This is a genomic window from Peribacillus sp. BM1 (assembly GCF_056679975.1).
Window position 1 is genome coordinate 1,397,703 of sequence record NZ_CM155259.1, and the last position, 14,588, is coordinate 1,412,290.

The following is a 14,588-nucleotide window of genomic DNA, read 5'->3' on the forward strand; positions in this document are numbered from 1 at the left end:
TATTATTTTTATTGACAGTGTATTTAGAGAGTGGTACTATAGGAAATACGCCACAGAACACCATTGTGATTTTGGAAATAACAAAAAATACTTTTTTAAAAAGTTATTGACAGTTCAATTGGCGGGTGCTATGATATAAAAGTCGCTTACGAGATAAGTGACAACGATAAATTGCTCTTTGAAAACTGAACAAAACAAAGCGCCAACGTTTTAATAGAAGTGAGTACACACTATAAAAACAAATGAGCAAGTCAAACATTTTTTGGAGAGTTTGATCCTGGCTCAGGACGAACGCTGGCGGCGTGCCTAATACATGCAAGTCGAGCGAATGATAGGGAGCTTGCTCCCTTGATTTAGCGGCGGACGGGTGAGTAACACGTGGGCAACCTACCTGTAAGACTGGGATAACTTCGGGAAACCGGAGCTAATACCGGATAATTTCTTTTCTCGCATGAGAAGAGATGGAAAGACGGTTTCGGCTGTCACTTACAGATGGGCCCGCGGCGCATTAGCTAGTTGGTGAGGTAATGGCTCACCAAGGCCACGATGCGTAGCCGACCTGAGAGGGTGATCGGCCACACTGGGACTGAGACACGGCCCAGACTCCTACGGGAGGCAGCAGTAGGGAATCTTCCGCAATGGACGAAAGTCTGACGGAGCAACGCCGCGTGAACGAAGAAGGCCTTCGGGTCGTAAAGTTCTGTTGTTAGGGAAGAACAAGTACCAGAGTAACTGCTGGTACCTTGACGGTACCTAACCAGAAAGCCACGGCTAACTACGTGCCAGCAGCCGCGGTAATACGTAGGTGGCAAGCGTTGTCCGGAATTATTGGGCGTAAAGCGCGCGCAGGTGGTTCTTTAAGTCTGATGTGAAAGCCCACGGCTCAACCGTGGAGGGTCATTGGAAACTGGGGAACTTGAGTGCAGAAGAGGAAAGTGGAATTCCAAGTGTAGCGGTGAAATGCGTAGAGATTTGGAGGAACACCAGTGGCGAAGGCGACTTTCTGGTCTGTAACTGACACTGAGGCGCGAAAGCGTGGGGAGCGAACAGGATTAGATACCCTGGTAGTCCACGCCGTAAACGATGAGTGCTAAGTGTTAGAGGGTTTCCGCCCTTTAGTGCTGCAGCTAACGCATTAAGCACTCCGCCTGGGGAGTACGGCCGCAAGGCTGAAACTCAAAGGAATTGACGGGGGCCCGCACAAGCGGTGGAGCATGTGGTTTAATTCGAAGCAACGCGAAGAACCTTACCAGGTCTTGACATCCTTTTGCCCTTCCTAGAGATAGGAACTTCCCTTCGGGGACAAAAGTGACAGGTGGTGCATGGTTGTCGTCAGCTCGTGTCGTGAGATGTTGGGTTAAGTCCCGCAACGAGCGCAACCCTTGATCTTAGTTGCCAGCATTCAGTTGGGCACTCTAAGGTGACTGCCGGTGACAAACCGGAGGAAGGTGGGGATGACGTCAAATCATCATGCCCCTTATGACCTGGGCTACACACGTGCTACAATGGATGGTACAAAGAGCTGCAAACCCGCGAGGGTAAGCGAATCTCATAAAGCCATTCTCAGTTCGGATTGTAGGCTGCAACTCGCCTACATGAAGCCGGAATCGCTAGTAATCGTGGATCAGCATGCCACGGTGAATACGTTCCCGGGCCTTGTACACACCGCCCGTCACACCACGAGAGTTTGTAACACCCGAAGTCGGTGAGGTAACCGCAAGGAGCCAGCCGCCTAAGGTGGGACAGATGATTGGGGTGAAGTCGTAACAAGGTAGCCGTATCGGAAGGTGCGGCTGGATCACCTCCTTTCTAAGGAATATAACGAGCGCTTTTGTTTTGTTCAGTTTTGAATGAGTAATTCATTCATTCGTGGTACATGAAAGCAACAGATTAGTCTTTTGCTTATTCGTTGCCGAATCGTTCTTTGAAAACTAGATAATAGATAGAAGGCAAATTTTTGCATTAATTTTTCAAGACATCAAGTAAGACCTTTTAACAACTAGGTTGTTTGATAAACTTTTCGTTTATCAGCCACCATATGGTTAAGTTAGAAAGGGCGCACGGTGGATGCCTTGGCACTAGGAGCCGATGAAGGACGGGACTAACACCGATATGCTTCGGGGAGCTGTAAGTAAGCTTTGATCCGGAGATTTCCGAATGGGGAAACCCACTGTTCGTAATGGAACAGTATCTTTACCTGAATACATAGGGTACTGAAGGCAGACCCGGGGAACTGAAACATCTAAGTACCCGGAGGAAGAGAAAGCAAACGCGATTTCCTGAGTAGCGGCGAGCGAAACGGAAGATAGCCCAAACCAAGAGGCTTGCCTCTTGGGGTTGTAGGACACTCAACATGGAGTTACAAAGGAACGGGGTAAGTGAAGTGATCTGGAAAGATCCGTCAAAGAAGGTAAAAACCCTGTAGCTGAAACTTCGTTCCCTCCTGAGTGGATCCTGAGTACGGCGGGACACGAGAAATCCCGTCGGAAGCAGGGAGGACCATCTCCCAAGGCTAAATACTACCTAGTGACCGATAGTGAACCAGTACCGTGAGGGAAAGGTGAAAAGCACCCCGGAAGGGGAGTGAAATAGATCCTGAAACCGTGTGCCTACAAGTAGTTAGAGCCCGTTAATGGGTGATAGCGTGCCTTTTGTAGAATGAACCGGCGAGTTACGATTTCATGCAAGGTTAAGTTGATAAGACGGAGCCGCAGCGAAAGCGAGTCTGAATAGGGCGCATGAGTATGAGGTCGTAGACCCGAAACCAGGTGATCTACCCATGTCCAGGGTGAAGTTCAGGTAACACTGAATGGAGGCCCGAACCCACGTACGTTGAAAAGTGCGGGGATGAGGTGTGGGTAGCGGAGAAATTCCAATCGAACCTGGAGATAGCTGGTTCTCTCCGAAATAGCTTTAGGGCTAGCCTCGAGATGAGAGTATTGGAGGTAGAGCACTGATTGGACTAGGGGCCCCCAACGGGTTACCGAATTCAGTCAAACTCCGAATGCCAAATACTTATTCTCGGGAGTCAGACTGCGAGTGATAAGATCCGTAGTCAAGAGGGAAACAGCCCAGACCACCAGCTAAGGTCCCCAAGTTTACGTTAAGTGGAAAAGGATGTGGAGTTGCTTAGACAACCAGGATGTTGGCTCAGAAGCAGCCATCATTTAAAGAGTGCGTAATAGCTCACTGGTCGAGTGACTCTGCGCCGAAAATGTACCGGGGCTAAACGTAACACCGAAGCTGTGGATGGATACCGTATGGTATCCGTGGTAGGAGAGCGTTCTAAGGGCGTTGAAGCTAGACCGGAAGGACTGGTGGAGCGCTTAGAAGTGAGAATGCCGGTATGAGTAGCGAAAGAAGGGTGAGAATCCCTTCCACCGAATGCCTAAGGTTTCCTGAGGAAGGCTCGTCCGCTCAGGGTTAGTCGGGACCTAAGCCGAGGCTGAAAAGCGTAGGCGATGGACAACAGGTTGATATTCCTGTACCACCTATACATCGTTTGAGCGATGGGGGGACGCAGAAGGATAGGGTAAGCGCGCTGTTGGATATGCGCGTCCAAGCAGTTAGGCCGGAAACGAGGAAAATCCCGTTTCCATTAAGGCGGAGCTGTGATGGCGAGGGAAATATAGTACCGAAGTTCCTGATTCCACGCTGCCAAGAAAAGCCTCTAGTGAGATGTAGGGTGCCCGTACCGCAAACCGACACAGGTAGGCGAGGAGAGAATCCTAAGGTGTGCGAGAGAACTCTCGTTAAGGAACTCGGCAAAATGACCCCGTAACTTCGGGAGAAGGGGTGCTTTTTAGGGTGAATAGCCCGGAAAAGCCGCAGTGAATAGGCCCAGGCGACTGTTTAGCAAAAACACAGGTCTCTGCGAAGCCGCAAGGCGAAGTATAGGGGCTGACGCCTGCCCGGTGCTGGAAGGTTAAGAGGAGAGGTTAGCCGCAAGGCGAAGCTTTGAATTGAAGCCCCAGTAAACGGCGGCCGTAACTATAACGGTCCTAAGGTAGCGAAATTCCTTGTCGGGTAAGTTCCGACCCGCACGAAAGGCGTAACGATCTGGGCACTGTCTCAACGAGAGACTCGGTGAAATTATAGTACCTGTGAAGATGCAGGTTACCCGCGACAGGACGGAAAGACCCCGTGGAGCTTTACTGCAGCCTGATATTGAATTTTGGTACAGCTTGTACAGGATAGGTAGGAGCCTGTGAAGCCGGAGCGCTAGCTTCGGTCGAGGCGTCGGTGGGATACTACCCTGGCTGTATTGAAATTCTAACCCGCGCCCCTTATCGGGGCGGGAGACAGTGTCAGGCGGGCAGTTTGACTGGGGCGGTCGCCTCCTAAAATGTAACGGAGGCGCCCAAAGGTTCCCTCAGAATGGTTGGAAATCATTCGTAGAGTGTAAAGGCACAAGGGAGCTTGACTGCGAGACCTACAAGTCGAGCAGGGACGAAAGTCGGGCTTAGTGATCCGGTGGTTCCGCATGGAAGGGCCATCGCTCAACGGATAAAAGCTACCCCGGGGATAACAGGCTTATCTCCCCCAAGAGTCCACATCGACGGGGAGGTTTGGCACCTCGATGTCGGCTCATCGCATCCTGGGGCTGTAGTCGGTCCCAAGGGTTGGGCTGTTCGCCCATTAAAGCGGTACGCGAGCTGGGTTCAGAACGTCGTGAGACAGTTCGGTCCCTATCCGTCGTGGGCGCAGGAAATTTGAGAGGAGCTGTCCTTAGTACGAGAGGACCGGGATGGACGCACCGCTGGTGTACCAGTTGTTCTGCCAAGAGCATCGCTGGGTAGCTACGTGCGGACGGGATAAATGCTGAAAGCATCTAAGCATGAAGCCCCCCTCAAGATGAGATTTCCCATAGCGTAAGCTAGTAAGATCCCTGAAAGATGATCAGGTTGATAGGTCAGAGGTGGAAGCGTGGCGACATGTGGAGCTGACTGATACTAATCGATCGAGGACTTAACCTTATTGTTCTTGAAAAAGCAAAAAACCTTCTTATTATCTAGTTTTGAAGGAATGATATTCCTTTATTGTTTGGTGGCGATAGCAAAGAGGTCACACCCGTTCCCATTCCGAACACGGAAGTTAAGCTCTTTAGCGCCGATGGTAGTTGGGGGTCTCCCCCTGTGAGAGTAGGACGTTGCCAAGCAATTCAAAAGACCAGCTAACTTTAGCTGGTCTTTTTTGCTGTTTAGGAAACTATTTACCCCGCTTTAACGGGCAGTAAAACCTCCACTGATTGAAGTTTCACTTTATGTGAATTATGGTCCTCTAATTTGTCTGTCCACATCTATTGCAAGTAGTTTTAGGATTTAGAATTTAGCTCACGGCTGATATATGAAAAAAACGGCTGATATATTGTGAGAAATGGCTGATAAATTTATGATAGTGTTTTATTTATGAAGGGTTTGTTTGGATGAATCACTTCATATACAGTAAAAGCCACTTAATTTAATAGAAAAAAGATAAAATGATTTGTTTACTACGCTAATTCTTGAATTTATGCGTCCAAATCAAAAGAATGTAGTCAGGGACTGGTTAGTGCTGGTTCTGAATCTCATGTATTATTGCGTACCCGAAAAGTTAGAGGTTTGAGTTCCATGAATTTCTCTCCTCTTTACTTCCTTCTTTTTGAACACGCACTATAAAAATTAGCAAAAAAAATTTTAAGTATTACATTCGATAACACGGTTCTTATTAAATTTTCATAAAAAGTGACTTTTTGGTATAGTTTAGAAAAGGAAATTAAAAAATGAAAAGAAAAGCTCTTTTTGAAAGGAACGGTTTTGTGAGTAAAAAAAAGAAGGAAGTTTTTGAAGTAGAAGATGGAGAAAATATTGATGCTTGTCTAGAACGGATTAAAGCGGCCGGTTATTCTCCAATCAAAAGGATAGAAAAACCGATTTTTACAGAAGAAAAGGAAAATGGAGAGACCATTTATAAGCCTGTTGCTCGGAAAATTGTCTTTGAAGCACTGTTAAACGAGTGAAACACGAACGTTATGTAATAATTTATTAGTAATATTCGATTTTAGACTTGACGTAGGGTGGATCGATTGTTAAGATGATAGTGAACTTAATATCTCTCATATAATTCCCGGGAATATGGCCCGAAAGTATCTACCCAATAACCGTAAATTATTGGACTATGAGAGAAAGTGATTCCTTTATTCAGGATATGTATGTCCTTTTTTAAGAAAGGACTAATCATTCCGGGCAGGTTCCTTTCTCTTGTATGTAGAAAGGGCTGCCCGGTTTTTCATTTTATAAATAGTAAAGCTTCTAATACAAGTTTGGGGGGAAGACAGTGAAAGCACAGGTTGGTGTAATAATGGGAAGTGTTTCTGATTGGGAAACGATGAAACATGCTTGTGAAGCGTTAGATCAAATAAATATTCCATATGAGAAACGGGTAGTTTCTGCACATCGTACACCCGACTTATTGTTTGATTACGCAGAGAGTGCACGAGAAAGAGGCATTAAAGTCATTATAGCCGGAGCCGGTGGAGCTGCTCATTTACCTGGTATGACAGCAGCCAAAACCACATTGCCTGTTATTGGAGTTCCCGTACAAACGAAGGCGTTAAACGGAATGGATTCACTGCTTTCTATCGTACAGATGCCTGGGGGAGTACCGGTCGCTACGGTAGCTATCGGGAAAGCTGGAGCTGTTAACGCTGGCCTGTTGGCTGCTCAAATACTCGGCAGCAGTGACGCTGGAATTGCAGACAAATTAGAAGCCATTCGAAACGAAACAAAGGAAAAGGTGCTAAGTAGCAGTGAACAGCTTAAATAAAGTAATTTTACCAGGACAAACAATCGGGATTATTGGTGGCGGCCAGTTGGGAAGAATGATGGCTTTATCTGCAAAAGCAATGGGGTTCCGTATAGCGGTTTTGGATCCGACAAAAGATTGTCCATGCGGGCAAGTTGCGGATATTGAAATAAATGGTGCTTATGATGATTTAGATTCGATAAAAAAGCTTTCTGAAGTGAGCGATGTTATCACTTATGAATTCGAGAATGTGAGTTTTGAAGCTTTAGCGTGGTTGAAAGAGAATAGTTATCTGCCACAAGGAGCGGAGCTGTTAAAAATTACTCAGGACCGCGTAACAGAGAAAGCGGCGATATCCAAAGCAGGTGTCCCAGTAGCCCCGTATGGTGTAGCAGAGAGCTTGAGCGATGTGTATAGTGCAATCAAAATTTTGGACTATCCGTGTGTGTTAAAAACAGCGCGTGGCGGCTATGATGGTAAAGGGCAGCTTGTTCTACGTGAAGAGTCTGATGTTGCTAGCGCAGGCAGTCTTTTAGAAAGTGGGATTTGTGTAGTAGAGAAATGGGTGCCTTTTGCAAAAGAAATTTCTGTGATTATTACTAGGAAGTCAAGTGGTGAGATCGAGTATTTTCCTGTCGCGGAAAATATTCATAAAGAGAATATTTTGCACAAGAGTATTGTTCCAGCAAGAATAAGTGAGAAAGCTTCACAGAGAGCCATGCAGCTGGCTTTACAGCTAGCTGAAAACCTAAATCTTGTTGGTACGCTTGCGGTAGAGATGTTTTTAACTGATGAGGATGAGATTATCGTAAACGAGTTGGCGCCAAGACCTCATAATTCTGGCCATTATACGATGGAGGCATGCCTTACTTCACAATTTGAGCAACATATCCGAGCTGTCTGCAATTGGCCATTAGGGAAGACAAATTTGTTAAAGCCTGTGGTGATGGTAAATATCCTTGGTGAGCATTTAGAAGATGTCCTTGATGCGATTCCAGAGTTAGCAGATTGGAAGATTCATCTATACGGAAAGAAAGAAGCTAGTCCGAAACGAAAAATGGGTCATGTAAATGTTTTGCGAAATTCAGTCGAGCAAGCGCTAGATGAGATTAACCATAGTGGAATTTGGAGTAAGTAATAAGCAGAAAACGGAGGCAATGCGATGATTGAACGTTATACACGCCCTGAAATGGGAGCGGTTTGGACGGAAGAAAACCGATTTAAAGCTTGGCTTGAGGTTGAGATTCTTGCTTGTGAAGCATGGTCTGAACTGGGTGCCATACCTAAGGAAGATGTCGCACTGCTTCGGGAAAATGCGTCTTTTGATATTAATCGTATTAAGGAAATCGAAGAGGAGACGCGTCATGATGTCGTTGCTTTTACAAGAGCGGTTTCAGAAACGTTAGGTGAGGAAAGGAAATGGGTTCATTACGGATTGACATCAACAGATGTTGTTGATACTGCCCTATCCTATATCTTGAAACAAGCAAACAAAATTTTGCTAGCTGACTTAGAGCGATTTGTAGATATTTTAAAAAGTAAAGCTCAGGAAAATAAATATACGGTCATGATGGGACGTACGCATGGAGTACATGCAGAGCCGACAACATTTGGCTTGAAATTAGCGTTATGGCATGAAGAAATGAAGCGTAACCTAGAGCGTTTTAAAGAAGCGATAAAAGGCATTGAGGTTGGGAAAATGTCGGGAGCGGTTGGGACATTTGCCAATATCGATCCATTCGTTGAAAAATACGTTTGTGAAAAGTTAGGGCTTGAAGCGGCTCCGATTTCTACACAAACGCTTCAAAGGGACCGCCATGCTCATTATCTAAGTACCCTTGCATTGATTGCGACAAGCATTGAAAAATTCGCAGTTGAAATTCGCGGATTGCAAAAAAGTGAAACACGCGAAGTGGAAGAATTTTTTGCAAAAGGGCAAAAGGGTTCATCCGCTATGCCGCATAAACGAAACCCAATTGGCTCTGAAAATATGACAGGACTTGCACGTGTTATTCGTGGATATATGATGACCGCGTATGAGAATGTTCCATTATGGCATGAGCGTGACATCTCTCATTCATCAGCGGAAAGAATTATTCTACCTGATGCAACGATTGCACTGAATTATATGTTAAATCGCTTCGGGAATATTGTGAAGAATTTAACGGTATACCCGGAAAATATGAAGCGCAATATGGATCGTACGCTTGGTTTAATTTATTCACAGCGCGTATTGCTTACATTAATTGATAAAGGTCTTGTACGTGAAGAGGCATATGATACGGTTCAACCAAAAGCGATGGAGGCTTGGGAGAAGCAAGTTCCTTTCCGTAGCCTGCTTGAACAGGATGACAAGATTACAAGCTTGCTGACAAAGGAAGAATTAGATGATTGCTTCGATTATCATCATCACTTGAAGCAAGTTGATATGATTTTTGATCGTTTGGGTCTGTAATTAGGAACGCTGCCGGTTATTTACTGGCAGCAAATCCTACATGTATCTTAAAAAGTGCCAATATTCTTTATTATGGGGGCCTCATAGATGGAAAAGCGAGAATTGCTTTATGAAGGAAAGGCTAAGAGAATTTATGCGACAGAGAATCCAGAAGTTGTCTGGGTAGTATATAAAGATTCAGCAACAGCCTTCAATGGTGAAAAGAAAGCAGAAATTGCCGGTAAGGGTGTACTTAATAATGGAATTACTAGTTTGCTATTTTTAAAGCTTCATGAAGCTGGAATTACTTCTCACTTTATTAAGCAAATTTCTGACACAGAGCAGCTTGTAAAAAGGGTTTCTATTATTCCACTTGAAGTTGTTGTACGCAATGTAGTAGCAGGCAACTTATCTAAGCGCCTTGGATTGCCTGAAGGGCAGCTATTGAAGCAGACACTTATTGAATTTTATTACAAAGATGATAAGCTCGGTGATCCATTGTTAACAGAGGACCATATTAAAGAATTAATGCTAGCATCTGAAGAGGAAGTTAGGATTTTGAAACAAAAAGCTTTAGATGTGAATGCAACTTTATCAAGCTTTTTTAGTGAAATTGGAGTTCGTTTAATTGATTTTAAGCTAGAATTTGGAAAGCTTGCAGATGGTGAAATCTTGTTGGCGGATGAAATATCTCCAGATACGTGCCGATTATGGGACGTTGAAACGGAAGAAAAGCTCGATAAGGATGTATTCCGCCGCGATTTAGGAAATTTAGTAGATGCCTATGAAAAAATCTATTCAAAACTTGGAGGTTACAAGCATGTATAAAGTAAAGGTATATATCACGTTAAGAGAAAGTGTCTTAGATCCACAAGGAACAGCCGTTAAATCTTCCTTACACAGCATGTCGTACGATACGGTATCAGATGTGAGAATCGGCAAATATATGGAACTGACAATTGAAAAAAACAATCAGGATATCGATGCTCTAGTTAAAGAAATGTGCGAGCGTCTGTTAGCGAATACCGTTATTGAAGATTACCGTTATGAAGTTGAGGAGGTTGTCGCACTGTGAAGTTCGCTGTAATTGTGTTTCCAGGCTCCAACTGTGATATTGATATGTTTCATGCAATTAAGGATGAATTGGGTGAAGAAGTAGAATATGTGCCCCATACAGCAGACAGCCTATCTGGTTTTGATGGCATCTTATTGCCTGGAGGATTTTCATATGGCGATTACCTTCGTACTGGCGCCATAGCTCGTTTTTCTAACGTGATGGGTGAAGTGGTGAAAGCGGCGAACGAAGGAGTACCTGTATTAGGTGTATGCAACGGATTTCAAATCTTACTCGAAGCAGGGCTACTGCCAGGTGCGATGAGAAGAAATCGGGAGTTAGCGTTTATTTGTAAACCAACTCAGCTAGTAGTTGAGAATAATAAAACAATGTTTACGAGTGGCTATGAAATAGGTGAAACTATTACAATTCCGATCGCCCATGGTGAAGGGAATTACTATTGCGATGAAGAAACCATGAAACTTTTAAAGCAAAACAATCAGATTGTATTTACGTATGACGGTGAAAATCCGAATGGCAGTCTTGAAGGGATTGCAGGAATCACGAATGAAAGTGGAAATGTTTTGGGAATGATGCCACATCCTGAGCGTGCAGTCGATCAATTACTTGGAAGTGCAGATGGATTAAAATTATTTCAATCAATCGTAAGAAATTGGAGGGAAAACCATGTCGTTAATGCTTGAACCAAGCCCGGAAAAAATTAGATCACAGCGAGTGTATGCAGAGATGGGTCTTTCGGATGAAGAATTTGCGATGGTAGAAAACATCCTGGGCCGTACGCCGAATTATACAGAAACCGGTTTATTTTCAGTAATGTGGTCAGAGCACTGTTCGTATAAAAATTCCAAGCCCGTTTTAAAAAAGTTCCCGGTAACTGGGGAAAAAGTCCTTCAAGGACCTGGTGAAGGTGCGGGGATTGTTGATATTGGAGACGGTCAGGCGGTTGTTTTTAAAATTGAAAGTCATAATCACCCTTCTGCGATTGAGCCTTATCAAGGAGCGGCAACAGGTGTCGGCGGCATTATCCGTGACGTATTTTCTATGGGTGCCCGTCCAATTGCGATTCTGAACTCGCTTCGTTTCGGTGAGTTGGATAACGCTCGTGTCAAATATTTATTTAAAGAAGTCGTTGCAGGTATTGCTGGATATGGAAACTGTATTGGTATTCCAACAGTGGGAGGCGAGATTCAATTTGATCCTTCCTACGAGGGAAATCCACTTGTAAACGCCATGTGTGTCGGTTTGATTAATCATGAAGATATTCAAAAAGGGCAAGCGCGCGGAGTCGGTAATACGGTCATGTACGTGGGAGCGAAAACTGGACGCGATGGGATTCACGGGGCGACATTTGCTTCTGAAGAATTGACTGAATCATCTGATGAAAATCGTCCAGCTGTTCAAGTGGGCGATCCATTTATGGAAAAACTGCTTCTTGAAGCATGTCTTGAATTAATCCATAATGATGCCCTTGTTGGGATTCAGGATATGGGAGCGGCAGGGCTTGCAAGTTCTTCGGCAGAGATGGCATCTAAAGCAGGTTCTGGGATTGAGATGAACCTTGATCTTGTGCCACAACGTGAAACTGGGATGACTGCTTATGAAATGATGCTGTCAGAATCACAAGAGCGGATGCTGATTGTCGTTAAAAAAGGACGCGAACAGGAAATTACTGATTTATTTTCTAAATATGATTTAGAAGCAGTTGCTGTTGGTGTGGTAACGGAAGAAAAGGTTCTTAAGCTCACTCATAAAGGTAATGTTGTAGCGAACGTTCCGGTTGATGCATTAGCTGAAGATGCTCCTGTGTATCATAAGCCATCAAGTGAACCTCAATTGTACAGAGACTTTCAAGCAATGAAAATTGAAGTTCCGAATGTCGTTAATTTCAAAGAAACGCTGATCAGTCTATTGTCTCAACCGACAATTGCAAGTAAAGAATGGGTCTACAATCAATATGATTATATGGTACGAACAAGTACCGTTGTAGCTCCAGGTTCCGATGCTGCAGTCGTCCGAATTCGTGAGACGAATAAAGCACTTGCGATGACAACGGATTGTAATTCTCGTTACCTTTATTTAGATCCAGAAGTAGGCGGAAAAATTGCTGTTGCTGAAGCGGCACGTAATATCGTATGTTCTGGAGCAGAACCGTTAGCAGTTACCGATAACTTGAACTTTGGTAATCCTGAGAAGCCGGAGATTTTCTGGCAGATTGAGAAGGCAGCGGATGGAATAAGTGAAGCTTGTAGAACATTAAGTACGCCTGTTATTGGAGGGAACGTTTCTCTTTATAATGAAACGAATGGTGAAGCCATTTATCCAACGCCAGTTATTGGCATGGTAGGTCTTGTACATGATCTTGCTCATATCACGACCCAGGAATTTAAAAATCCAGGGGACCTGATTTATGTGATTGGTGAGACGAAAGAAGAATTCGGTGGCAGTGAATTGCAAAAAATGCTTGAAGGAAAAATCTATGGTCAATCACCGTCCATTGATTTAGAAATCGAGCAACAACGCCAGAAACAACTCTTGAATGCGATCCAAAGCGGGTACGTCGCTTCAGCACATGATGTTGCAGAAGGCGGATTAGCAGTAGCTCTTGCAGAAGCACTCTTTGGTACAGAAAATTTAGGAGCACGTGTAGTTGTTGAGAATGAGGCAGTTACGGCGTTATTTAGTGAAACACAGTCCCGATTTGTAGTATCCGTATCTCCTGAAAATCGCGAAGCATTTGAAAGAACGGTTCAAGATGCTTATTGCATTGGTGAAGTAAACAATAATGGAGTATTGACCATTTCCCGCAAGCAGGAAGGTCTAGTAATAGATGCAAGTGTTCAAGAATTAGAAGCTGCTTGGAGAGGGGCGATCCCATGCTTGCTGAATTAAAGGGATTGAATGAAGAATGTGGTGTGTTTGGCATTTGGGGACACCCAGATGCCGCGCAAATCACCTACTATGGTTTGCATAGCCTGCAACACCGTGGTCAAGAAGCTGCGGGAATGGTTCTAGCTAAGGACGGAAAGCTGACAGGAATGAAGGGTGAAGGATTGGTCACGGAAGTGTTTACTGCCGAGAAAATGAAGAATTTATCCGGAAATGCTGCAATCGGCCATGTCAGATATACAACGGCAGGTGGAGGCGGTTATGAAAACGTCCAACCATTTTTATTCAATTTCCAAAGTGAAGCCATGGCACTAGCCCACAATGGCAACATTGTGAATGCCAATCAATTGAAGGCGCAGCTTGAAGCACAAGGAAGCATCTTTCATAGCACCTCTGATACAGAAGTATTAGCACATTTGATTCGTAAGGGCGGTTTTTCAGATTTGAAGAGTCGTGTTACGAATGGATTAAGCTCGTTAAAAGGTGCTTATGCTTTCTTGATTATGACGGAAACAGAAATGCTCGTTGCTCTAGACCCGAACGGACTTAGACCCTTATCTCTTGGGATCTTGGGCGGTGCTTACGTTATAGCATCTGAAACATGTGCCTTTGATATTGTCGGTGCGGAATTTATCCGTGATATTGAACCAGGTGAGCTCCTTGTCATCAACGATGAAGGGATTAAAAGCGAACGTTTTGTCATGTCTTCACAGCGCGCAATGTGTACGATGGAATATATTTATTTTTCCCGTCCAGACAGTAATATTAGTGGAATCAATGTTCATACAGCACGGAAGAATCTTGGTAAGCAGCTAGCAGTAGAAAAACTAATTGAGGCCGACGTTGTAACAGGTGTTCCAGATTCAGGTAATTCTGTTGCTATAGGGTATGCAGAGGCAAGTGGCATTCCTTATGAAATGGGTCTAATTAAAAATAGATATGTAGGCCGTACTTTTATTCAACCATCTCAATCTCTAAGAGAACAAGGTGTGAGAATGAAGCTATCTGCAGTACGCGGTGTTGTAGATGGGAAAAGGGTTGTAATGGTTGACGATTCAATCGTGCGTGGAACTACATGTAAGCGGATTGTCACGATGCTTAAGGAAGCTGGTGCAAAGGAAGTACATGTCCTAATTAGTTCGCCTCCAATTAAGAATCCTTGTTTCTATGGGATTGATACATCAAGTCGTGAGGAGTTAATTGCCTCTGAAAATTCAGTTGAAGAAATTCGTGAAATCATCGGAGCAGATTCGCTTACATTTTTAAGTGTTGAAGGAATGGTTGAAGCGATTGGAAGACCGTTTGAAGGTGAGAACCGAGGTCAATGCCTCGCTTGCTTTACTGGAAATTATCCGACAGAAATATATGCCAATGAGCAGTCAACAACCGTAATAAGTTGAATGAAGGAGG

Annotated in this window: 9 protein-coding genes, 3 rRNA genes and 1 riboswitch; all 12 genes read left to right on the forward strand. The window is 44.3% G+C overall.

What is annotated here, in order from left to right:
• Positions 1–259: 259 nt before the first annotated feature.
• The 12 genes from AC1MGI_RS06830 to purF all read left to right on the forward strand — a co-directional run bounded on the left by AC1MGI_RS06830 (position 260) and on the right by purF (position 14,578).
• Positions 260–1,809, forward strand: a 16S ribosomal RNA gene (locus AC1MGI_RS06830).
• A 231-nt stretch (positions 1,810–2,040) separates the two neighbouring features.
• Positions 2,041–4,976, forward strand: a 23S ribosomal RNA gene (locus tag AC1MGI_RS06835).
• A 66-nt stretch (positions 4,977–5,042) separates the two neighbouring features.
• Positions 5,043–5,158 (forward strand): 5S ribosomal RNA (gene rrf, locus AC1MGI_RS06840).
• The 16S, 23S and 5S rRNA genes sit together here, the layout of an rRNA operon.
• A 603-nt stretch (positions 5,159–5,761) precedes the next feature.
• Positions 5,762–5,998, forward strand: a complete 237-nt coding sequence (locus AC1MGI_RS06845; protein ID WP_480349029.1) for an NETI motif-containing protein — start codon at positions 5,762–5,764, stop codon at positions 5,996–5,998.
• A gap of 76 nt (positions 5,999–6,074) precedes the next feature.
• Positions 6,075–6,177, forward strand: a riboswitch (purine riboswitch).
• 162 nt (positions 6,178–6,339) lie between these two features.
• Positions 6,340–6,804, forward strand: coding sequence for a 5-(carboxyamino)imidazole ribonucleotide mutase (purE, locus tag AC1MGI_RS06850; RefSeq protein WP_454215968.1), 465 nt, complete (start codon positions 6,340–6,342; stop codon positions 6,802–6,804).
• Positions 6,788–7,921, forward strand: a complete 1,134-nt coding sequence (gene purK, locus AC1MGI_RS06855; protein ID WP_480349030.1) for a 5-(carboxyamino)imidazole ribonucleotide synthase — start codon at positions 6,788–6,790, stop codon at positions 7,919–7,921. Before purE ends, purK begins: the two co-directional genes overlap by 17 nt.
• A gap of 24 nt (positions 7,922–7,945) precedes the next feature.
• Entirely contained in the window at positions 7,946–9,238 is a 1,293-nt protein-coding gene (gene purB / locus AC1MGI_RS06860) for an adenylosuccinate lyase (protein ID WP_480349031.1), read from the forward strand.
• 87 nt (positions 9,239–9,325) lie between these two features.
• Positions 9,326–10,045: a phosphoribosylaminoimidazolesuccinocarboxamide synthase gene (gene purC / locus AC1MGI_RS06865; RefSeq protein WP_480349032.1), complete on the forward strand. Its 720-nt coding sequence runs from the start codon at positions 9,326–9,328 to the stop codon at positions 10,043–10,045.
• Complete coding sequence (purS, locus tag AC1MGI_RS06870; RefSeq protein ID WP_480349033.1) at positions 10,038–10,292, forward strand: phosphoribosylformylglycinamidine synthase subunit PurS; 255 nt, start codon at positions 10,038–10,040, stop codon at positions 10,290–10,292. The genes purC and purS overlap by 8 nt, the downstream gene beginning before the upstream one ends.
• Positions 10,289–10,975 (forward strand): phosphoribosylformylglycinamidine synthase subunit PurQ, encoded by a 687-nt coding sequence (purQ, locus tag AC1MGI_RS06875; RefSeq protein ID WP_480349034.1) that lies wholly within the window; start codon positions 10,289–10,291, stop codon positions 10,973–10,975. Before purS ends, purQ begins: the two co-directional genes overlap by 4 nt.
• Positions 10,959–13,181: a phosphoribosylformylglycinamidine synthase subunit PurL gene (purL, locus tag AC1MGI_RS06880; protein ID WP_480349036.1), complete on the forward strand. Its 2,223-nt coding sequence runs from the start codon at positions 10,959–10,961 to the stop codon at positions 13,179–13,181. Before purQ ends, purL begins: the two co-directional genes overlap by 17 nt.
• Positions 13,166–14,578 (forward strand): amidophosphoribosyltransferase, encoded by a 1,413-nt coding sequence (purF, locus tag AC1MGI_RS06885; RefSeq protein ID WP_480349037.1) that lies wholly within the window; start codon positions 13,166–13,168, stop codon positions 14,576–14,578. Before purL ends, purF begins: the two co-directional genes overlap by 16 nt.
• The last annotated feature ends 10 nt before the right edge of the window (positions 14,579–14,588 follow it).

Bases quoted from the DNA above. Each gene is read 5' to 3' on its own strand.
- purE (WP_454215968.1), top strand. From the start codon at position 6,340: ATGGGAAGTGTTTCTGATTGGGAAACGATGAAACATGCTTGTGAAGCG.
- purF (WP_480349037.1), top strand. From the start codon at position 13,166: ATGCTTGCTGAATTAAAGGGATTGAATGAAGAATGTGGTGTGTTTGGC.
- AC1MGI_RS06845 (WP_480349029.1), top strand. From the start codon at position 5,762: ATGAAAAGAAAAGCTCTTTTTGAAAGGAACGGTTTTGTGAGTAAAAAA.
- purC (WP_480349032.1), top strand. From the start codon at position 9,326: ATGGAAAAGCGAGAATTGCTTTATGAAGGAAAGGCTAAGAGAATTTAT.
- purB (WP_480349031.1), top strand. From the start codon at position 7,946: ATGATTGAACGTTATACACGCCCTGAAATGGGAGCGGTTTGGACGGAA.
- purL (WP_480349036.1), top strand. From the start codon at position 10,959: ATGTCGTTAATGCTTGAACCAAGCCCGGAAAAAATTAGATCACAGCGA.
- purS (WP_480349033.1), top strand. From the start codon at position 10,038: ATGTATAAAGTAAAGGTATATATCACGTTAAGAGAAAGTGTCTTAGAT.